General features: G+C 74.2%; 17 protein-coding genes. 9 read left to right on the forward strand and 8 right to left on the reverse strand.

Going from position 1 to position 19,625, the window contains the following annotated elements; all coding sequences use genetic code 11:
- The first annotated feature begins 6 nt into the window (after window positions 1-6).
- From efeB to ACYP53_RS07900, 6 genes are all read left to right on the forward strand, one after another.
- Window positions 7-1,278: an iron uptake transporter deferrochelatase/peroxidase subunit gene (gene efeB, locus ACYP53_RS07875; protein ID WP_459647002.1), complete on the forward strand. Its 1,272-nt coding sequence runs from the start codon at window positions 7-9 to the stop codon at window positions 1,276-1,278.
- A 134-nt stretch (window positions 1,279-1,412) separates the two neighbouring features.
- Window positions 1,413-2,348: a prephenate dehydratase gene (gene pheA, locus ACYP53_RS07880; RefSeq protein ID WP_189913386.1), complete on the forward strand. Its 936-nt coding sequence runs from the start codon at window positions 1,413-1,415 to the stop codon at window positions 2,346-2,348.
- A 563-nt stretch (window positions 2,349-2,911) separates the two neighbouring features.
- Window positions 2,912-4,186, forward strand: a complete 1,275-nt coding sequence (gene serS / locus ACYP53_RS07885) for a serine--tRNA ligase (RefSeq protein ID WP_189913385.1) — start codon at window positions 2,912-2,914, stop codon at window positions 4,184-4,186.
- 109 nt (window positions 4,187-4,295) lie between these two features.
- Window positions 4,296-5,153, forward strand: coding sequence for an HAD family hydrolase (locus ACYP53_RS07890; RefSeq protein ID WP_459647003.1), 858 nt, complete (start codon window positions 4,296-4,298; stop codon window positions 5,151-5,153).
- A gap of 160 nt (window positions 5,154-5,313) precedes the next feature.
- Window positions 5,314-6,045, forward strand: a complete 732-nt coding sequence (locus tag ACYP53_RS07895; RefSeq protein ID WP_189913383.1) for a FadR/GntR family transcriptional regulator — start codon at window positions 5,314-5,316, stop codon at window positions 6,043-6,045.
- 65 nt (window positions 6,046-6,110) lie between these two features.
- Window positions 6,111-7,349, forward strand: a complete 1,239-nt coding sequence (locus ACYP53_RS07900; RefSeq protein WP_459647004.1) for a CynX/NimT family MFS transporter — start codon at window positions 6,111-6,113, stop codon at window positions 7,347-7,349.
- A 93-nt stretch (window positions 7,350-7,442) separates the two neighbouring features.
- On the opposite strand, the gene ACYP53_RS07905 is transcribed toward ACYP53_RS07900, so the two are convergent.
- The 7 genes from ACYP53_RS07905 to ACYP53_RS07935 form a co-directional block, all read right to left on the reverse strand.
- Complete coding sequence (locus tag ACYP53_RS07905) at window positions 7,443-8,159, reverse strand: ABC transporter permease (RefSeq protein ID WP_189913381.1); 717 nt, start codon at window positions 8,157-8,159, stop codon at window positions 7,443-7,445.
- A gap of 70 nt (window positions 8,160-8,229) precedes the next feature.
- On the reverse strand, window positions 8,230-9,147 hold the full coding sequence (locus tag ACYP53_RS07910) for an ABC transporter ATP-binding protein (RefSeq protein WP_189913380.1): 918 nt from the start codon (window positions 9,145-9,147) through the stop codon (window positions 8,230-8,232).
- A gap of 11 nt (window positions 9,148-9,158) precedes the next feature.
- Window positions 9,159-10,088 carry an ABC transporter permease gene (locus tag ACYP53_RS07915; RefSeq protein ID WP_459647005.1) on the reverse strand — a complete coding sequence of 310 codons (930 nt, stop codon included), beginning with the start codon at window positions 10,086-10,088 and terminating at the stop codon, window positions 9,159-9,161.
- Window positions 10,072-11,103, reverse strand: coding sequence for an ABC transporter ATP-binding protein (locus ACYP53_RS07920; protein WP_189913378.1), 1,032 nt, complete (start codon window positions 11,101-11,103; stop codon window positions 10,072-10,074). The genes ACYP53_RS07915 and ACYP53_RS07920 overlap by 17 nt, the downstream gene beginning before the upstream one ends.
- Window positions 11,104-11,210: 107 nt before the next feature.
- Window positions 11,211-11,822 (reverse strand): hypothetical protein, encoded by a 612-nt coding sequence (locus ACYP53_RS07925; RefSeq protein WP_189913377.1) that lies wholly within the window; start codon window positions 11,820-11,822, stop codon window positions 11,211-11,213.
- Window positions 11,823-11,985: 163 nt separating this feature from the next.
- Window positions 11,986-12,873 (reverse strand): LLM class flavin-dependent oxidoreductase, encoded by an 888-nt coding sequence (locus ACYP53_RS07930; RefSeq protein ID WP_189913376.1) that lies wholly within the window; start codon window positions 12,871-12,873, stop codon window positions 11,986-11,988.
- Between the two features lie 42 nt (window positions 12,874-12,915).
- On the reverse strand, window positions 12,916-13,827 hold the full coding sequence (locus ACYP53_RS07935) for a serine/threonine-protein kinase (protein ID WP_459647006.1): 912 nt from the start codon (window positions 13,825-13,827) through the stop codon (window positions 12,916-12,918).
- 87 nt (window positions 13,828-13,914) lie between these two features.
- Here ACYP53_RS07935 and ACYP53_RS07940 point away from each other — a divergent pair, with 87 nt between their 5' ends.
- The 3 genes from ACYP53_RS07940 to ACYP53_RS07950 all read left to right on the forward strand — a co-directional run bounded on the left by ACYP53_RS07940 (window position 13,915) and on the right by ACYP53_RS07950 (window position 16,102).
- A complete protein-coding gene (locus tag ACYP53_RS07940) occupies window positions 13,915-14,460 on the forward strand; it encodes an RNA polymerase sigma factor (RefSeq protein WP_189913374.1) in 546 nt (181 codons plus the stop codon).
- On the forward strand, window positions 14,457-15,335 hold the full coding sequence (locus tag ACYP53_RS07945; RefSeq protein WP_459647007.1) for a hypothetical protein: 879 nt from the start codon (window positions 14,457-14,459) through the stop codon (window positions 15,333-15,335). Before ACYP53_RS07940 ends, ACYP53_RS07945 begins: the two co-directional genes overlap by 4 nt.
- A gap of 95 nt (window positions 15,336-15,430) precedes the next feature.
- Window positions 15,431-16,102 (forward strand): hypothetical protein, encoded by a 672-nt coding sequence (locus tag ACYP53_RS07950; protein ID WP_459647008.1) that lies wholly within the window; start codon window positions 15,431-15,433, stop codon window positions 16,100-16,102.
- 142 nt (window positions 16,103-16,244) lie between these two features.
- On the opposite strand, the gene ACYP53_RS07955 is transcribed toward ACYP53_RS07950, so the two are convergent.
- Complete coding sequence (locus tag ACYP53_RS07955) at window positions 16,245-19,619, reverse strand: BTAD domain-containing putative transcriptional regulator (RefSeq protein ID WP_459647009.1); 3,375 nt, start codon at window positions 19,617-19,619, stop codon at window positions 16,245-16,247.
- Window positions 19,620-19,625 lie beyond the last annotated feature (6 nt).

Below are 19,625 nucleotides of genomic sequence, written 5' to 3' on the forward strand. Positions count from 1 at the left end.
GACGACATGACGACGACGGACCGGGCCGCCGCGGGCGGCAGCGGGGTCACCCGCCGGGCGCTGCTCGGCACCGCCGGCGCCGGGCTGCTGGCCGGCGCCGGCGCGGGCGTCGCCGGGGCGGTCGCCCTGGACCGCGGCGACCGCCCCGTCGGTGCGGCACCCGCCGCCGGCGCGCTCGGCGCCGCCCGGGTGCCGTTCCGCGGCGAGCACCAGGCCGGGATCCTCGAACCGCAGCAGGCCCGGGTCCAGCTCGCCGCCTTCGACCTGGCCGAGGGCACCGGCCGGGACGGGCTGCGCGCCCTGCTGCAACGCTGGACCAGGGCCGCCGAGCGGCTGACCGCCGGCGAACCGGCCGAGGAGTTCGACAACCAGGTCGCGCTGGACGCCGGGCCCTGCTCGCTCACCCTCACCGTCGGCTTCGGCGCCGCGCTCTTCGACAAGGCCGCCCTGGCCGACCACCGCCCGCCCGGCCTCGAACCGCTGCCCGCCTTCCCCGGCGACGCGCTCGACCCGGCCCGCGGCGACGGCGACCTGCTCGTCCAGATCGGCGCCGACGACGCGCTGGTGGCCGTGCACGCCCTGCGGGTGCTGCAACGGCTGGCCACCGGTACGGCGGCGCTGCGCTGGCAGTCCGCCGGCTTCGCCCGGACCCCCGGCGCCGCCGCCCGGCCGGTCACCGGCCGCAACCTGATGGGCCAGATCGACGGCACCAACAACCCGAAGCCCGGCGAGGACGGCTTCGCCGCCAAGGTCTTCTGCGCCCCCGGCGGCGACCAGCCGGCCTGGCTGGCCGGCGGCTCCTACCTGGTGTTCCGGCGGATCCGGATGCTGCTGGACCACTGGGAGGCGCTGCCGGTGGAGCGGCAGGAGCGGGTGATCGGACGGCGCAAGGCGGACGGCGCCCCGCTCGGCGCACCCGCCGGGGCCGGCGAGCACGCCCCGGTCGACCTGTCCGCACAGGGCCCCGACGGCACCCTGGCGATCCCCGCCGACGCCCACGTCCGGGTCGCCGCTCCGGCGGCCAACGGCGGCGCGGCCATGCTGCGCCGCGGCTTCTCGTACCACGACGGGCTGCTGCCGGACGGCTCACCGGACGCCGGACTGCTCTTCCTCGCCTTCCAGTCCGACCCGCGCAAGGGCTTCACCCCGGTGCAGCGCAAGCTCTCCCGGGGCGACGGCCTCTCCCGCTTCCTGCGGCACGAGGCGAGCGGCCTGTACGCGCTGCCGCCGGCCGCGCCGACGGGCGGCTACCTCGGGCAGCAGCTGCTGGAGGGGTAGCAGTGGCCCGGAGACGGGCCGTAGCACAGGCGGTCCCGGCCAGTGGAACGCTTTCCTGCCGGGGCGCGGAATCGTTAGGGTGGACTGCTTCGGCACCACCCCGCAAGCGCAGCACCGAGCACCCCGGAGGCGTCATGTCGGCCACCCGCTACACCTACCTCGGCCCGGCCGGCACCTTCACCGAGGCTGCGCTGCACACCCTGCCCGAGGCGGCGACCCGGGAGCTGGTGCCGCTGTCCTCGGTGGCGCTGGCGCTGGACGCGGTGCGCGGCGGGGAGGCCGCCGGGGCGTTCGTGCCGATCGAGAACTCGGTGGAGGGCGCGGTCACCGCGACCAACGACGAACTGGCCGCCGGCGCGGCGCTGATGATCTACCGCGAGGTGCTGCTGCCGATCTCCTTCGCGCTGCTGGTGCGGCCGGGCACCGAGCTGTCCGAGGTCAAGACGGTGACCAGCCACCCGGTGGCCCAGCCGCAGGTGCGCCGCTGGCTGGCCGCCAACCTGCCGGACGCCACCTGGGAGTCGGCCGCCTCCAACGCGGACGGCGCCCGGCTGGTCGCCGAGGGCCGCTACGACGGGGCGTTCGCGGGCGAGTTCGCGGCGCCGATCTACGGGCTGGACCCGCTGGTCAAGGACATCGCCGACGCCAAGAGCGCGGCCACCCGCTTCGTCCTGGTGGGCCGCCCCGGCCGGGTCTCCTCGCCGACCGGCGCCGACAAGACCTCGATGGTGGTCTGGCTGCCGGACGACCACCCGGGCGCGCTGCTGGAGCTGCTGCAGGAGTTCGCGGTGCGCGGGATCAACCTGATGCGGATCGAGTCCCGGCCGACCGGCGAGGGCCTGGGCAACTACTGCTTCCTGATCGACTGCGAGGGCCACCTGTCCGAGCGCCGGGTGGGCGAGGCGATGATGGGGCTCAAGCGGATCTGTCCGCAGGTGCGGTTCCTGGGCTCCTATCCGCGCGCCGATCGGCAGGTGTCCACCCACCGGCGGCCGGGGACCTCGGACACGGATTTCACCTCGGCCGCGGACTGGCTCTCGCGCGCGCTCGACGGGCGCGGGGACATCTGAGCCCGGGACTTCTGAGCCCGGGGCATCTGAGTGACCCGGGCCGGTGCTTCATCCGGACGACATCTGTTGTCTTTCTGACCTTTTCCGACCGTTTTGGACCGGGCCGATCGGGCGGGGGCGGGTGACCCCACCCGTCGTCCACAGGGCCGCCCGGCACCGGGGCCGCTGTCCACAGGCCCCTCCGCTGTCCACAGCCGGAAGTTATCCACAGACCTGGGGACGAGTCGACAAACCGGTATAGCCATTGCCCAGAACTGGTCGGATCATCGGTTTGCGTCGCAGAGATGACTAATCCGACCAGAGTCACCCGCTTGCCAGCAAATCACCCGTCTGAGTGCTTCAATTCCCTCAGTCGAGAAGGTTGATTGAGGTTTGAAACCTCAATTCCCTGGTTCGGTCGCCCGGAGGGTGATCCTCCCCTTCGATCCACAGGCCCGGCCCCCGACCTGTGGATAACCCGCTCCCCGCGTGTTCCCCACAGAAGTTATCCACAGGATCCGGGTGGTTATCCCCAGGGGAAAACCGGTACCGGTGGAGGAACGCCCGCCCGGTACGCTTGCCCTGTGATTGACCTTCGCCTGCTCCGTGAGGACCCTGACCGAGTGCGCGCCTCGCAGCGCGTCCGTGGCGAGGACGTCGACCTGGTCGACGCCCTCCTCTCCGCCGACGAACGGCGCCGGTCCTCGGGCAGCCGCTTCGACGAACTGCGCAACGAGCAGCGGGTGCTCGGCAAGCAGGTCGCCCAGGCCAAGGGTGACGAGAAGACCGCCCTGCTCCAGCGCACCAAGGAACTGGCCGCCGAGGTCAAGGCCGCGGACGCCGAGCAGAGCGCCGCCAAGGAGGAGGCCGACCGCCTGCTCCGCTCCCTGGCGAACCTCATCGACCCGGCCGCACCGATCGGCGGCGAGGAGGACTTCGTCACCATCGAGGAGATCGGCACCCCGCGCGACTTCGCGGCCGAGGGCTTCGAGCCCCGCGACCACGTCGAGCTCGGCCAGATCCTCAAGGCGATCGACACCGAGCGCGGCGCCAAGGTCGCCGGTGCCCGCTCGTACTACCTGACCGGCGTCGGCGCGCTGCTGGAGCTCGCCCTGGTCAACATGGCGATCGCCCAGGCCACCGCGGCCGGCTTCACCCCGATGATCACCCCGACGCTGGTCCGGCCGGCCGCCATGGACGGCACCGGCTTCCTCGGCCAGGCCGCCGAGAACGTGTACCACCTCGCCGAGGACGACCGGTACCTCGTCGGCACCAGCGAGGTCCCGCTCGCGGCGTACCACATGGACGAGATCCTCGACGCCGACAAGCTGCCGCTGCGCTACGCCGGCTACTCGTCCTGCTTCCGCCGCGAGGCCGGCACCTACGGCAAGGACACCCGCGGCATCATCCGCGTCCACCAGTTCGAGAAGGTGGAGATGTTCGTCTACACCACTCCCGAGGACGCCGAGAACGAGCACCGCCGCCTGCTCCAGTGGGAGAAGGACTTCCTCAACGCCCTCGAACTGCCCTACCGAGTCATCGACGTCGCCTCCGGCGACCTCGGCGCCTCGGCCGCGCGCAAGTTCGACATCGAGGCCTGGATCCCCACCCAGGGCAAGTACCGCGAGGTCACCTCGACCTCCAACACCACCGAGTACCAGGCCCGCCGGCTCTCCATCCGGATGCGCGAGGAGGGCAAGACCCGCCCGCTCGCCACCCTGAACGGCACCCTGGTCGCGATCCCGCGCACCATCGTGGCGATCCTGGAGAACCACCAGCAGGCCGACGGCTCGGTCGTCGTCCCGGAGGCGCTGCGGCCCTTCCTCGGCGGACGCTCCGTCCTGGAGCCGGTCAAGTAGGACCGGTCCCGGGCCGGCACCTCGCCACCTGCTCCACCCGTTCGACCCGTTCGACCCGTACCACCCGCTCCACCCGCTCCACCCGCAACTCCCGGGAGACGTCCGGCCCATGAGCACCACCAGCCCCAGCCCCGTCTCCCCCGAGGACACCCGGAACGGTGGCGACCTGCCCTACCGGCTGGTCGCCACCGACCTCGACGGCACCCTCCTCACCAGCGAGGAGACCGTCTCCGAGCGCACCCGCGCCGCCCTGGCCGCCGCCACCGGCGCGGGCGCGGTGCACATCGTCGTCACCGGCCGCTCCGCCGTCTGGGCCCGCCCCGTCTTCGACGAGATCGGCTACACCGGGATAGCGGTCTGCGGCCAGGGCGCCCAGGTCTACGACGCCGGCGCGCACAAGCTGCTCACCTCGCTCACCCTGGACCGGCGGCTCGCCGCCCTCGCCATCGAGAAGATAGAGGCCGAGACCGGCCCGCTCGCCGTCGCCGCCAACCAGGACGGCCTCGACGGCCAGGTCCTGGCCGGTCCCGGCTACGAACTGCTGATCGGCTCCGACCTCCCCGTCGTCCGGGTCGACCGCGGCGGACTGCTCGCCTCCCCCGTCAGCAAGCTCTACATCCAGCACCACGCCCTGACCGACGACGCCCTCGCCGAAGCCGCCCGCCGGGCCGCCGGCGACCTGGTCGGCGTCGTGATGGCCGGCCCCGGCGTGGTCGAACTGCTCCCGCTCGGCCTCTCCAAGGCCACCGGACTGGCCGTCGCCGCCCGCCGCCTCGGCCTGCGCGCCGCCGACACCATCGCCTTCGGCGACATGCCCAACGACGTCCCGATGTTCGGCTGGGCCGCCCACGGCGTCGCCATGGCCAACGCCCACGAGGAACTCCTCGCCGTCGCCGACGCCGTCACCACCAGCAACGACGAGGACGGCGTCGCGGTCGTCCTGGAGCGGCTCTACCCCGCCCGCTGACCGCCTTCGCGGCCCGGGCGCCGGGCCCGGCGGACGGCGCGGCGCGTCGGCGGTCGGGCGTTCACGGAGTGTTCTTCCACCAGTTGTAGGATGACCGGGCAAGCGGTTGTAGGATGACCGATGACTGGTCCGGTACGTGCGTGGCGAAGGGAGGCCCGGAATGAGCGGCGACGGCAACGGTCTGCAGGCGGCCGGGCGGCGATCCCTGGTCGACACCGCGATCGACCAGCTGCGCGAGCAACTGGCCGGTGGGGTGTGGCCCGTCGGGTCCCGGATCCCCACCGAGCACGAGCTCGCCGAGCGGCTGCAGGTCGGGCGGAACACCGTACGGGAGGCGATCCGGGTGCTGGTGCACGCCGGCATGCTGGTCTCCCGGCAGGGCGAGGGCACCTTCGTCCGCTCCACCAGCGACCCGGCGTCCGTACTGCGCGGCGTCCAGCGCTCGGGCATCCGGGACGTCCTGGAGGTCCGCGCGGCGCTGGAGACCGAGGGCGCCCGGCTGGCCGCGCTGCGGCACACCCCGGAGGACGTCCGGCGGATGCGGGCCGCGCTGGCCCGTGAGGCCGAGGTGTTCGCGGCGCACCCCGAGCGGGCCAGCCGCGAGGCCACCGTCGAGCACGACCTGGAGTTCCACACCGCCGTCGTCGAGGCCGCGCACAACCCCGCGCTGGCCGAGGTGTACCGCTACTTCGGCGCCTCCGTGCGCGAGGCCATGACGTCCGCCTTCGGCGACCACGACATGCCCGAGGCGGTCGTGGCCACCCACGAGGCACTGGTCGACGCGATCGAGAGCGGTGACCCGGACCGGGCCGAGGCGGCGTGTCGTGCGCTGCTCGCCGGCCCGACCGCGGCCGTCGAGCAGCTGCTCGCGGCCATCGCGGCCCGGAAGTAGGACGGCGCGAGCCTCCGCCCTTCCCGCCCGCATCCACGCACATCCAGGAAAGAAACAGCACCCCCATGGCCGTCACCCGTGCCCCGCAGCCGGTTGTCACCACCCCTGCCCAGCTCCCCGTCCGCGCCCGGCTGGCCCATCCGGCCCTGCTGCTGACCGGCATCGTGCTGGTCGCGCTGAACATGCGCGCCTGCCTGGCCGCGATCTCCCCGATGGTCGGCGAGATCCAGCGGACCTTCGGCCTCTCCGCGACCGCGAGCGGCCTGATCACCACCGTGCCGGTGCTGTTCCAGGGCGTCGGCGCCCCGCTCACCCCCCGGCTGACCCGCCGCTTCGGCGCCGAGCGGGTCGTCCTGGGCGCCGTGCTGGTGCTGGGCGCGGGCGTGCTGCTGCGGGTGCTGCCCTCGGTGGCGGCCCTGTACGCGGGCTGCGTGGTGATCGGCGTGGCCATCGCGGTCCTGAACGTGTCGATGCCGGGCCTGGTCAAGCGGGAGTTCCCGGACCGCGCGGCCACCATGACCGGCGTCTACTCGACCACCATGCTGGTCGGCGCGACCCTCGCCGCCGGCACCTCCGTCCCGCTGGAGCACGTGCTCGGCGGCGGCTGGCGGGCCTCGCTCGGCGCCTGGTCGCTGCTGGCGCTGATCGCGGCGGTGGCCTGGCTGCCGCAGGTGCTGCGCAGCCGTCAGGAGCGGGGTGCGGCGGCCGCGGCGGCCGTGCCGGGCAAGCCGATCGAGGGCCTCTGGAAGTCGCCGCTGGCCTGGCAGATCAGCCTCTTCATGGGCATCTCCTCGCTGCTGGTCTACACCCTGGTGGCCTGGATGCCGACCATCCTGGCCGACCACGGCATGGACCGCGGGCAGGCCGGCCTGGTCTTCGCCTTCTCCAACCTGGTGCAGGTGGCCGGCGCCTTCCTGGTGCCGCTGATGGCCGGCCGGATGACCAGCCAGCGCGGGCTGGCGGTGACGATGGCCGCCCTGAACGGGCTCGGCATCGCGATGCTGCTGGTCGCGCCGGTGTCCGCCGCGTGGGTCTCGGCGACGATCCTGGGCGTGGCACAGGGCGGTTCGCTCGGCCTGGGCCTGGCGTTCATCGTGCTGCGCACCGGCAGCGCGGCCGGCGCCGCCCAGCTGGGCGGGATGTCGCAGGCGATCGGCTACCTGGTCGCGGCGGCCGGACCGGTCGGCGCCGGCGCGCTGCACCAGCTGACCGGCGGCTGGGAGACCACTCTGGTGCTGATGCTGGTGCTGGTCCTGGTGGTCGGCGCGGCGGGCTGGGGCGCGGGCCGCAACCGGGTGCTCTGAGGCCCTCCGTACGGCGAACGGCGCTCCGGACCACCAGCGGTGGTCCGGAGCGCCGTTTCGGTTCGCTCTACGTGCGGCCTCCCGCCGTACGGCTCACTCCTCGCCGGCGAGCGTCAGCCCGGCGAGCTTCACCGAGGCCAGCACCGTCGCCCCGACGGTCACCACCAGCAGCAGCGGGACGGCCGCGCCGAACGAGACGTCGGCCCCGATCGCGGTGTCCCCGGCGACGGCCTCGGCAACCGCCCGGCCCCACTGCTGGACGCTCAGGGTCCGGGCGCCCTCGACGAAGTTGCCGACCATCGACTCCCAGATCAGCGCGTACGCCAGCCCGGCCACCACCGCGTGCCGGGTGACCACGCCGAGCAGCAGGAACAGCGCGCTGTACGCGGCGCCGGCGACCAGGACCGCCACGGTGTAGCCGAGCACCATGCCGTCCCGGGTGCCGTACAGCAGCAGCCCGGACAGCAGCGTCGGGACGACCGAGAACAGCCAGGTGACGCCGATCGCGACGGCCAGCTTGGTGGTGATGATCCGCCACCGCGGGAGCGGCTTGGCGAGCAGGTAGACGATCGAGCCGTCGTCGATCTCGGTGGCGATGACCCCGGTGCCGACCACCAGGCCGAGGATCGGGACCAGGGTGCCGAGGCCGAGCTGGCCGAGGATCTTGACGGTGAGGCCGTGCGCGTCGGCGCTCGATCCGCTCGCGATGGCGGAGACGAGCAGCAGCAGCGCGGGGACCACCAGCAGCAGGAGGCCGCGACGGCGGCCCAGCAGCCCGCGCAGGGTCAACCTGGCGACGGTGGGGTTCATGGTCGGACGGCCCCTTCCTGGGCAGCGACGGTGACGGCGGCGGTCACCACGGCGATGGTCACGGCGGCGGTCACGCGGACACCAGGTACGAGAAGACGCTCTCCAGCGACTCGTCGGCCGGGGAGACGGTGTAGAGCCGGATGCCGGCCTCCCGGGCGACCCTGGGCAGCAGGGTGGTGAAGCCCTGGAAGTTGACCGCCTCGATCCGCAGCGCCCGTTCGCGCTCGTCGACCTCGATGCCGGTGGTGGAGCCGTCGGCGATCAGGGCGGCGGCAAGCCGGCGGTCGTCGCTGGAGCGGACCAGGTAGCGGTGCGGGCGGTCGGTCATCAGCCGGCGGATCTTGCGGAAGTCGCCGGAGGCCGCGTGCCGTCCGGCCACCACCACCTCGATGTGCCGGGCCAGTTGCTCGACCTCCTCCAGGATGTGGGAGGAGAAGAGCACCGTGCGGCCGTCCGCGCCGAAGCGGCGCAGCAGGTCCATCAGCTGGAGCCGCTGGCGCGGGTCCATGCCGTTGAAGGGCTCGTCCAGGAGCAGGACGGCCGGGTCGTGGACGAGCGCGGAGGCCATCTTGACCCGCTGTTTCATGCCCTTGGAGTACGTGCCGGTGCGCCGGTCCTTGGCGTAGTCCATCTCCACCAGGTCCAGTGCCCGGCGGGCGGCGGCGCCCGGCTGGGGCAGGCCGTGCAGTTCGGCGTTGGCGAGGACGAACTCCCAGCCGGTCAGGTAGTCGTACATCGACTCCCGCTCGGGAACCAGGCCGATCTGCCGGTACACCTGCTGGTTGCGCCAGATCGGCGCGCCGTCCAGGGTCACCGAGCCGCTGGAGGGGGCGAGGAAGCCGCTCATCATGTGGATGAGCGTGGACTTGCCCGCGCCGTTCGGGCCCAGCAGGCCGGTGATGCCCGGGCCGATGGCCATGGTGACGTCGTTGACCGCGACCACGTTCCCGAACCAGCGGGAGACCTTGTCGATGCTGATGGTGGCCATGCCGCCCTCCCTCACACCTTCTTGTAGCGGGTCAGCAGCAGCCGGTACGAGCCGACCACCAGCGCCAGGGCCACGAGTGCGAACACCGCGATGCCGAGCCCGCCCGGCGCGTACCGGCGGTCGAGGCCGACGCCCAGGTCGAACACCTCGTTGACCAGCGACTCCACCAGCTCGGTGGGCGAGATCAGCGAGGTCCACTGGGCGGCGTCGGAGCCGGTCGTACCCGGGTTGCTGATGCCGACCGCGACGGCGGCCACCGCGGCGCTGACCGCCAGGTAGCCCATGATGGCGGCCACCCCGAAGCCCCGGCGCGGGGTGGCGGCCGCGATGACCAGCGCCACCGAGGTCGGCACCAGGGCGTACAGCACGGCCGCGACCAGGCCGTACAGGAAGTGCCCGGTGTTGTACGAGAAGTCCATCCCGCCGAGCAGAGCGCCGAGGTACAGCACCAGCAACGGGGCCGCCATCAGCAGCAGTTGGGCGCAGACCATGGCCGCGAACTTGGCCCGGACGTAGTCGGTGCGGGTGATCGGGCGGGAGAAGTAGAGCGGCACGGTCTGGTACCGCAGGTCCCGGGAGAGCAGCACCGGCGCCTGGGAGGCGAGGAAGACCGCGATCACCAGGTTGACGCTGGCGAGGTAGCCGGCGTACTCGACCGGCAGCTGGTCGCGCTTCATGGTGATCGCGACCGCCACCACGATCGCGGCGGGCACGGTGACCACGGCCAGCACCAGCATCGGCAGCACCTTGGACTTGCCGGAGCGGCCGAGGCCGTACGCGGCGCGCAGGCTCTGGGTGAAGAGCGAGCGGGTGGCGTAGCCGCGGCCGAGCCGGGGGCCGGAGTAGCCGCGGTAGCCGATGTCGTGGATGACGCCGGTGTCGGCGGACCCGGTGTCGGCGGACCTGGTGTCGGCGGACCTGGTGTCAGGAGGCTGCGCCATCGTCCGAACCTCCCCTGCTGCTCTGGTCGTCCTGGTCGTCTCCGCCGTCCTGGTCGTTCCGGCCGGAGTCCCGCTCACCGGTGAAGAGTTCGGCGACCCGGTGCCGCCGCTGCTCCAGCCGGACCAGGCCGAGGCCGAGGCCGGCCACGGTGTCGCGGATGGTGTCGTACGTCGACTCGTCCGCGAGCCGGACCAGCAGCAGGTGCGTGCCCTCGGGCTGGACCTCGACGCCGGCGGCGGCCAGCCGTTCGCGGACCGCCTCGCCCGGTGCGCGGCCGTGGTCCTCCGGGAAGTGGTCCTCCGGGAAGTCGGTGACCTCGACCGCGAGGACGGCCGTCGCCTCGGTGAAGGAGGCGGTGGAGGAGGAGCGCAGCAGCTTGCCGCCGTCGATGACGACCAGGTGGTCGCAGGTGCGCTCCAACTCGCCGAGCAGGTGGGTGGTGACCAGCACCGAGATGCCGAAGTCGGTGTGCACCCGGCGGATCAGGCCCAGCATCTCGTCCCGGCCGGCCGGGTCGAGGCCGTTGGTCGGCTCGTCCAGCAGTACCAGCTTCGGGTCGTGCACCAGGGCCTGGGCGAGTTTGACCCGCTGCTTCATGCCGGTCGAGTACCCGCCCATCGGCCGGTACCGCTCCTCGTACAGGCCGACGTGCCGCAGGGTGTCGGCGGTGCGCTCACGGGCGGCGGTGGCGGGCAGGCCCGCCATCCGGGCCATGTGCACGACGAACTCGGTGGCCGAGACGTCCGGCGGCAGGCAGTCGTGCTCGGGCATGTAGCCGACCCGCTCGCGGATCTCGGAGCCCCGGGTGGCGATGTCCAGGCCGAGGACCTCGCCCCGGCCGGACGTCGCCGGGGCGAGCCCGAGCAGGATCTTGATCAGTGTGGACTTGCCCGCTCCGTTGGACCCGACCAGGCCGACCACCCCGGGCCGCACCTCGACGGTGAGCTGGTCGAGGGCGGTGACCCGGGGGAACCTCTTGGTGAGGCCGTCCGTCTTGATGACAGCTGTGGACACGCCGACCAACGTAACGGCCTTGCCCGGCGGGGGACATGAGCTGGAATGACGAGCCGGTCTGCTGCTGCGGTATGACGCCCGGGCCCCGCCCCCCTAGGGGTCGCGGCTCAGGAGTGCGCGCGCTCCCACAGCTCGGTGACCTTGCCGGAGGCGTCGATCGCGACCTTGTAGTCGCCCGTCGAGCAGGGGTACGAGCCCTTCTCGTTGTGCGGGTTGGCGATGCACTCGTTGATGTGCTTCACCAGGTCGGCCACGTTGACGTCCTTCGGCGGGGCCAGCACCGAGCTCAGGTGGCCCTTGGCGGTCGGCGCGAACGCGGCGGTCTTGTCGGCGCCCACCGGGTCGAAGCCGACGTCGTTGACGCCGCAGACGTCCTTGGTGTCCTTGTACACCAGGGTGGCCGCGGTGGTGCCCTTCCCCGGGTAGATCCACTTCTGGCCGGCCGGCAGCGGCCCGTGGGTGCAGAAGCCCTCCTCGGGCTCACCGGAGGCGCCCGGGGTGCCGCTCGGCGCGGGCTTCGCGGTGCCGCCCGGGGCGGCGGGCTTCCCGGTGCCGGCCGGGGCGGCGGTGGTCGGGGCCGCGGCGGTCGGGGCGGCGGTCGCGGTGCCCGACCCGCTCCCCGCGCCCTGGTCCGACGAGTCGTCCGGGCCGCAGGCCGCGAGACCGAGCGCGGCGGTGGCGACCAGAGCGGTGGCGAGCAGTCTCCTGGAAGCAGACATGGTGAACGAACCCCCGTGGTGACGCATGATCAGTTGGACGGTGCGGCGGACAGACTAGCGCCTCGCCCCGACACCCTCCCGGGAACCCTGACACCTGAAGCCCAAAGCCCGACGCCCCGGACGCCGGAGCGCCCGGGGCGTCGGGCGCTCCGGCGGGAGGGGGTCATCCCAGCTGGGCGAGGCCCTCGGTGGCGATCCGCTCGAAGACCGCGAGGTCGTTCTCGAAGATCGAGTCCGGGACGGGCCAGTGGATCACCAGCTCGGTGATGCCCAGCTCCCGGTAGCGGCCGGCCCAGTCGACGAAGGCGTCCAGGGAGGCCAGCGGCTTCTCCGCCGTGGAGCCCTGGAGCAGCACCTTCTCCAGGGTGGCGACGTCCCGGCCCTGCGCCTCGCAGGCCGCGGTCAGCTTCTCGATCTGCTTCGCGATCACCTCGGGCGCCTGCTCCACCGGCACGTCCGCCGGGCCGCGCGGATCGCCGTACGTCACCCAGCCCTGCCCGTACTCGGCGGCCAGCTTCAGCCCGCGCGGGCCGGTCGCGGCCACGTAGAACGGCACCCGCGGGGTCTGCACGCAGCCGGGGATGTTCCGGGCCTCGACCGCCTCGTAGTACGTGCCCTCCCGGGTGGTGGCGTCGGTGCGCAGCAGCTCGTCCAGCAGCGGCAGGAACTCGCCGAACCGGTCCGCCCGCTCCTTCGGCGACCAGGCCTCCTGGCCCATCGCCGTCGCGTCGAACCCCGTCCCGCCGGCCCCGATGCCCAGCGTGAGCCGCCCGCCGGACACGTCGTCCAGCGTGATCAGCTCCTTCGCCAGGGTCACCGGGTGCCGGAAGTTCGGCGAGGTCACCAGCGTGCCGAGCCGGATCCGCTCGGTCGCCGTCGCGGCGGCCGTCAGCGTCGGGACCGATCCGAACCACGGCTCGTCCCGGAAGGACCGCCAGGAGAGGTGGTCGTAGGTGTACGCGGCGTGGAACCCGAGGTCCTCGGCCCGCCGCCAGATCTTCTGCCCCTCGCTCCACCGGTGGATGGGGAGGATCACCGTGCTCAGTCGCATACCGCCGACCCTACGGCAGCCGTCAGCGGCTCCCCGGCCGATTCAACGCCGCAGCCAGCTCAGCAGGGTCGCCGCCGTGAACACCGTGCCCGACGCCAGCCAGACCGCGCGCCGGGTCAGCCACCTCGGGCCTTCCAGCGGCCGGGACTGCGGGACCGGAGCCAGCAGCGCGTCCGCGAAGGCCTGGGCGGTCGGCGGTCGGTCCGCCGGCTCGACGGACATCGCGGCCCGGAGCAGCAGGGCGACGTTCGGCGGGAGCTCCGTTCCGGACGGGAGCGCCGGCAGGGTCGAGGCGGTCGGCTGGCCGGTCATCAGGGCGGTGGCGCGCCCGCCCGGGCCGAACGGCTTCTGCCCGGTCAGCAGCTCGTAGGCCACGACGGCCAGCGCGTACACGTCGGCCCTCCCGTCGAACCCACCGGTCTGGAAGGCCTGTTCCGGTGCCATGTACGCGGGCGTGCCCGTGGTCACCGTCAGCCCGGACGCGTCGGCCAGTTGCTTCGCGCTGCCCAGGTCCGCCACCAGCACCGCGGCGGGTGAGGGGCCGGTGTCGAGCAGCAGGTTGGACGGCTTGACGTCGCGGTGCACCACGCCCGCCTCGTGCAGGACCTGGACCGCGTAGCCCGCCTCCGCGGCCAGCCGCAGCGCCTCCTGCGGGTCGCACTGCCCGACCCGGTCCGCCACGGTGCCGCCGCGCACGTAGTCCATGACGAAGTAGGGCCGCTCCTCCTGCACCCCGACGTCGTGCACCCGGACCACCCGCGGGCTGGCGATCCGGCGCAGCAGCCTCGCCTCCGCCAGGAACCGCTCGCGCACATCGGCGTTGGCGGCCCAGTTCTCGGCCAGCACCTTCACCGCGACCTCGGTGTCGAGCTCCGGATCGTAGGCCTTCCAGACCGTCGCGAAGGAGCCGGCTCCGAGCCGCTCCAGGAGGAGGTAACGGCCGAGCTTGCGCATGTGGCAGCATTCTGCCGGAGTCGGCGGGAGTGCGGAACTCCCGCTCGACGGGCGGGGTGCCGGGCGGGACGAAACGGGGGGATCCGGATGTTCGAAGAGGCCGAGTTGGAACGGCTCGTGGCGACCGCTCAGGCGGGGGACCCGGCGGCGATGGAGCACCTGCTGGCCAAGCTGCGGCCGGTGGTGCTGCGCCGCTGCTCGCGCTTCCTGCCCCACCACGCCGACGCGGAGGAGGCCGCGCAGGACGCGCTGCTGTCCATCAGCAGGCACCTGGGCGAGTACGGCGGCCGCGGCTCCTTCCTGGGCTGGGTGACGGTGATCGCCTCGAACGCCGCCCGGTCCACCTACCGCTCGATGCGCCGGCGCGCCGAGGACAGCCACGACGACCTCCCCGAGTCCGTCGACCCGCGCACCACCAGCGTCATCGCCGGGACCCGGCTCGACGTGATGGAGGCGCTGGCCGCGCTGGAGCAGCGGCACCCCGCCGTGGTGGAGGCCTTCGTGCTGCGCGACCTCGGCGACCTGACCTACATCCAGGTGGCCGAGATGCTGGACGCTCCGTTGAGCACCGTCAAGGACCGCATCCACAAGGCCCGCAGCTTCATGCGCGAGCGCCTGGTCACCGGTCTGTGACCGGCCGTCCTGCGGCGGGCGGCGGCCGCGTCGTCGTCCGGCCCCGGTCCGCCGTCGCCGCCCTGGTGGCAGCCTCCGCGCTCGGGCTGGCGGCCGGCCGGTTCGTCCTGCCGGCGCCCCCCGGAACCACCGCGCACCCGGCGGCACCATCGGGTGCCGCGGTCAGCGGGGCGTCCCAGAGCGCGTCCGCTCCCGCGACGCCCGGCGGGTCCGTCCCGACGCCCGCGTCCTCGGCCTCCGGCTCCGGCTCCGCCTCACCGACCGGTGCGACCGGTGCGACCGGTGCGACCGGTGCGACCGGGCCGGTGACGGCCGCGAACCTGCTGGAGCCCGCGGCCTTCGGCCCGGACGTCGGCGTCGAGCGGATCCACGTCACCGACCGGTACGGCGACGGGAACTACGCCAACGCGGCCTGCACCGGCGAGAAGACCCTCACCCAGACCCTGGGCGGGCGCGGCGCCCACTTCCGCGGACTGATCACCAGCCGCAGCAGCCCGGACGACCCCACCGTGGCCGGCGAGAGCGGCGGCCAGGTCGCCCGCGAGGTCGCCGCCGAGGCCCAGAGCCCTTCCCTGGCGCAGAACTACAGCGAACGCCTGCTGCTGGAGGAGGTGCCCTGCCAGGAGTCGACACCAGGGCACTGGGTCTACGGAAAGACCACGACGCTGCAGCTCGGCCCGGACGTCACCGCGCGATGGATGGGCATGTACCAGGGATCGCTCAACACCACCGGCACCGCGCCCGAGGGCAAGGAACCCTGCGGCGGCATCGCCGTACTGCGCAGCGGCAGCCACTACGGGGTGCTGGAGGTGGAGGCCTGCCTGGGGACGGCCGCGATGGACCGCGTCGTCAGGACCGCTCTGTCACAGCTGTGAAACAGCCGGTCAGGGGCTCCGACTTTCCCTCCGGCGGCGGCATCTCCCCAGTTGTACGAGGACGCAGCAGGCGTCCCGACCAGCAGGGGGACCAGATGACCGAGAACCAGACCGTCCAGAAGTCCGTCCGCCGCAACCGGCTCGCCGCCGCGGCCTGCTTCGCCGCCGCACTGATCACGGCCGGCGTCGTCGGCACCCAGTCGGCCGCCGCCGACGGGTCCGCGCAGCGCGACGCGGCCGCCGCCCGCCCGGCCGCGGCCACCGCGCCCGGACTCGGCTCCGCCCGCCTCGTCCAGAGCGAGGACATCCCGCAGGGCCTGAACCCGGTCGGCGCGACCGTCGAGCTGGCCGGACGCGAGGCGCTGTCCGCGTGCTCCGGCGAGGCGACGATGCGCGACCTGACCAAGGGCCAGGCCACCGCGTACGCGTCCGTGAACTGGACCCTCGACAACCACGGCATGCTGAGGGAGTCCGCCGCGAGCGCCCCCACCGGGTCCACCGCCGCCGCCTGGGAGAAGCAGCTCGTCGCGCTCGTCGAGGAGTGCCAGGACGAGCCCGCCGGCCACTGGCACTACGGCGCGGCCCACACCCTGACCGTCACCGGCGGCACCGCCCGCTGGTACCCGGCCTACAACGGCGACGGCGGCGCCGCCGGCGGGGTCGCGGTCCTGCGCAGCGGCACCAAGGTCGCCATCGTCGAGGTCCCCGGCCAGACTGCCTCCGTCGAAGGCACCGCCACCGCGGCACTGAAGCGCCTCGCCTCCTGAACGGCGGCCCCGCTCCGCCCGCACCGCCGGGCGGAGCCGGCCCCGGACGTCGAAGCGGCTCGCCCGCCCAGGGGCGACGGGTGACGGGTGATGGGCGACGGGTGAACGAGGCTTGACCGAGGTCACGGGCGTGCCCAGCCGGTCAGCCGCTGCCGCCGCGCCCCAGGGCGGTGCCCCACCGGTCGGCGACGGCGGCCGCGTGCGCGAAGTGCGCGGCGGCCTCGGCGTCGCGGCCGAGCAGGCGGGCGAGCTCGCCGAGGGTGTACGCGACCGGGCGGATCGCCAGGGTGAAGCCCGCGGCGGGCGGCGGCGCGTCACGGTGGGGGAGCAGGGTGGCGTACAGCTCGTCGGCCCGCTGCCGCTCGCCGAGCGCCACCACGGCCATCGCGCGGAAGGTCGCGAGGACCGTGAGGAGGTAGTCGGTGCGCAGCGGCCCGACCCGGGCCAGGACGGCGCGGGCCTCGTCCGGCCGGCCGGCGGCGCACAGGGCCGCCGCGAGCAGGTCCGCCACCAGCGGGCCGAACTCCTCGGTCAGCCGCCGGGCCTGCGGGACGAACTCGCCGAGCCGTCCCTGCGCGGCCCGGATCGTCGCCAGCGCGACCTGCAGGAAGCCGTCGGCGTGCGGAGAGCCCTGCCTGGCCATTCCGGCGGTGGCCTCGGCGTACAGCTCCTCGGCGTCCTCGGCGCGCCCTTCGATCAGCGCCCGGGTCGCCAGCGCGGTCTGACCGACCACGACGGGCCCCGGCATCCGGTAGGTCCGGGCCAGTTCGACGCAGGTGTCGATGTGGGCGTACGCGGCGGCGACGTCGCCTGCGGCTGCGGCGGCGGTCGACAGGCTGAGCAGGCCGAACCAGCGGAAGGCCGGCAGGTCGTGCTCGGTGGCGAGCCGGACGAGCTCCTCGCTCCGCGGCGCGAGCTCGCCGCCCTCGCGCTCGGTGTCGAGCTCGGTGTCGAGTTCGCGGAGCAGCGCCGCGAGCGCCCGCGCGCGAAGGCCGGGGTCCCCCAGGGCCGTCGCGAGTCCGACGGCTTCCTCGGCCGCGGCCCGCACCCGCGGGTTCCGCTCGTCGGACAGTTCGGCGCAGTAGGCGAGCAGCAGCCCGCACCGGGCGGCGGGTGCCAGGTCCGGCAGGTCCAAGGACCGGCCGAGCAGCGCGACCACGGGCTCGTCGACCGCGCCGTACGGCCGGGTCTGCCACGGCGTGGGCTCGGACCAGGCGGTGAGCGCGCGGATCAGCAGCTCGCTGCGGCCGGTGCCGACCGCGCAGTCGATCGCCCGCTGCCGGGTCGCGCGGGCGGACATGACCGCCCCGGCCCGCACCTGGGCGCGCAGCAGCCTGCCCAGCAGGTCGACGCGTTCCGCCTCCCGGTCCTCCGACGGGCCGGCCGGGGTCCGGTCGAAGCAGTCCAGCGCGGCCGCGAGCAGATCGGCCGCCGCGTCGTGGGCGTACCGGGCGGCCGCCAGGTCGGCCGCGCGCAGGCAGTAGTGCACGCCCTGGGCAGCCGTGGCCGAAGCCGCCGACCTCGCGAAGTGGTGGGCCAGCGCGGACACGTCGCTCGAACCGAGCCGCTCCAGACCGGCCGCGATCCGCCCGTGCATCCGCCTGGCCCGCAGGCCGCTCAGATCGGCGAGCAGCGTGTCGCGCACCAGCGCGTGGGTGAACCGGACGCGGCCGGGGGCGGGCTCGGTCAGCAGTCCGGCGACCAGGCCGGCGTCCAGCCCGCCCAGGACCCCGTCCTCGTCGGTGTCCGCGGCGCCGACCAGCAGCTCGACGTCCGCCTCGCGCCCGACGACGGCGGCCAGCCGGAGCACTGCCACCACCGCCTCGGGGAGGCGCCCGAGCCGGCGGCGCACCACGTCCCGTACCCCCTCCGGCACCTCGGACAGGGCGACCAACGCGCCTTCGCTGCCCAGCAGCCGGGCGCTCTCCCACACGTAGAAGGGGTTGCCGCCGGTGCGTTCGGCGAGCGCGGCGACCGTTCCGGCGTCCACCGGCCCGGCACCGGCGGCCTTGATCACCTCGGCGACGGCCGGCCCGGGCAGCCCCGGCAGCGGCAGCCGCAGCGGGGAGCGCCCGGCGAGCACGGCGAGCTGGTCCGCGAGCGGGCCCTCGACCTCGTTCGGACGGTAGGCGGCCACGACCAGGACCGGTGTCCCCTGGGGCAGGTCGGTCAGGCCGGTCAGCAGGGCGAGCGTCTCGGCGTCGGCCCAGTGCAGGTCGTCCAGCAGCACGGCCAGCGGCCGTTCGCGGGCCACCGCCGCGAGCCACCGCGACACCGCGCGGTTCAGACGGAACCGGCCGGCGGCCACGTCCTCGTCGGGGCCCCGGCCGGACGCCCGGTCGGAGAGCAGCGGGGCCAGGACCTCGGCGGACCCGGCCGGCGGCGGCGCGGCGGCGGCGATCGTCCGCAGTGCCGCCACCCAGGGCCACGCGGGTGGCGCGCCCTCGTCGTCGGTGGCCTGGCCGACCGCGACCAGCCAGCCGTCTCCACGGAGCCGCTCGCCGAACCGCTCCAGCAGCTCCGACTTGCCCAGGCCCGCCTCCCCGGTGACCAGCGCGACCCCGGGCCCGGCGGTGGCCGCCCGGCCGGCGGCCTCCACCAGCCGGGCGAGCTCGGCGTCGCGGCCGACGAACGGGCGGGTGTCGGTGGCGGGTCGGCGGGTGTCGGTGGCGGGCCGGTCCGCCGGGGCCGGGGCGCTCCGGACGTCGGGCCGGGTCGGCGGCCGGTCCCGCGGAACCTCCGTCGCGGCCCGCAGCACCTCGGTGCGACCGCCCAGGACGGCCGCTTCGAGCCCGCTCAGCGCGGGCCCCGGGTCGAGGCCCACCTCGGCCGCCAGGACCGCGCGGGCCCGGCGCAGCGTCGCCAGCGCGTCGGCCTGCCGGCCCGCCGCCCACAGCGCCAGCGCGTGCAGCCGCCAGCCCTCTTCCCGCAACGGCTCGTCGAGGGTGAGCAGTTCGGCCTCGGGAACGGTCACCGCGGCATCCGCCGACCTCAGTCCGGCGACCACGTTCAGCTCGCGTGCGACCAGCCGCAACTCGTCCAGCCGGGCGACCTCGGCCCGGGCCCAGGAGTCGTCGACGAACTCGGCGTACGCGGTGCCCCGCCACAGCGACAGCGCCTCGCCGAGCAGGCTCCGCGCGGTCTCCGGCCGCCACGGCGGGACTTCGCGCGCCTCGCGCAGCAGCCGCTCGAACCGCCAGGCGTCGACGGCGCCTTCGGGCAGGCGCAGCGCGTACCCGGGCGGTGCGCTGACCAGCAGGGTGGCCGGAGTGCGCGGTGCCCTGCCGGGCTCGAGCAGCCGTCGCAGGTTCGACACGTACGCCTGGAGCGAGGTCACCGCCCGTGCGGGCGGGGCACCTTGCCAGATCTCCTCGACCAGCCGGTCGACCGAGACGACCGCGCCGCGCGCCACCGCCAGCCGGGCCAGGACCGCGCGCTGCCGCCGGCCGCCGAGCGGGACGGGGCCGCCGTCCCGCTCGGCCACGAAGGAGCCGAGCACGCGTAGGGAGACCGTCACCGGGCA

It is taken from the genome of Kitasatospora sp. Ki12 (assembly GCF_054601375.1).

Coding starts and splice junctions, on each gene's coding strand:
- ACYP53_RS07925 (WP_189913377.1), bottom strand. CDS start 11,822: ATGTCTGCTTCCAGGAGACTGCTCGCCACCGCTCTGGTCGCCACCGCC.
- ACYP53_RS07900 (WP_459647004.1), top strand. CDS start 6,111: ATGGCCGTCACCCGTGCCCCGCAGCCGGTTGTCACCACCCCTGCCCAG.
- ACYP53_RS07950 (WP_459647008.1), top strand. CDS start 15,431: ATGACCGAGAACCAGACCGTCCAGAAGTCCGTCCGCCGCAACCGGCTC.
- ACYP53_RS07895 (WP_189913383.1), top strand. CDS start 5,314: ATGAGCGGCGACGGCAACGGTCTGCAGGCGGCCGGGCGGCGATCCCTG.
- efeB (WP_459647002.1), top strand. CDS start 7: ATGACGACGACGGACCGGGCCGCCGCGGGCGGCAGCGGGGTCACCCGC.
- ACYP53_RS07890 (WP_459647003.1), top strand. CDS start 4,296: ATGAGCACCACCAGCCCCAGCCCCGTCTCCCCCGAGGACACCCGGAAC.
- ACYP53_RS07910 (WP_189913380.1), bottom strand. CDS start 9,147: ATGGCCACCATCAGCATCGACAAGGTCTCCCGCTGGTTCGGGAACGTG.
- ACYP53_RS07905 (WP_189913381.1), bottom strand. CDS start 8,159: ATGAACCCCACCGTCGCCAGGTTGACCCTGCGCGGGCTGCTGGGCCGC.
- ACYP53_RS07930 (WP_189913376.1), bottom strand. CDS start 12,873: ATGCGACTGAGCACGGTGATCCTCCCCATCCACCGGTGGAGCGAGGGG.
- ACYP53_RS07935 (WP_459647006.1), bottom strand. CDS start 13,827: ATGCGCAAGCTCGGCCGTTACCTCCTCCTGGAGCGGCTCGGAGCCGGC.
- pheA (WP_189913386.1), top strand. CDS start 1,413: ATGTCGGCCACCCGCTACACCTACCTCGGCCCGGCCGGCACCTTCACC.
- ACYP53_RS07915 (WP_459647005.1), bottom strand. CDS start 10,088: ATGGCGCAGCCTCCTGACACCAGGTCCGCCGACACCAGGTCCGCCGAC.
- ACYP53_RS07940 (WP_189913374.1), top strand. CDS start 13,915: ATGTTCGAAGAGGCCGAGTTGGAACGGCTCGTGGCGACCGCTCAGGCG.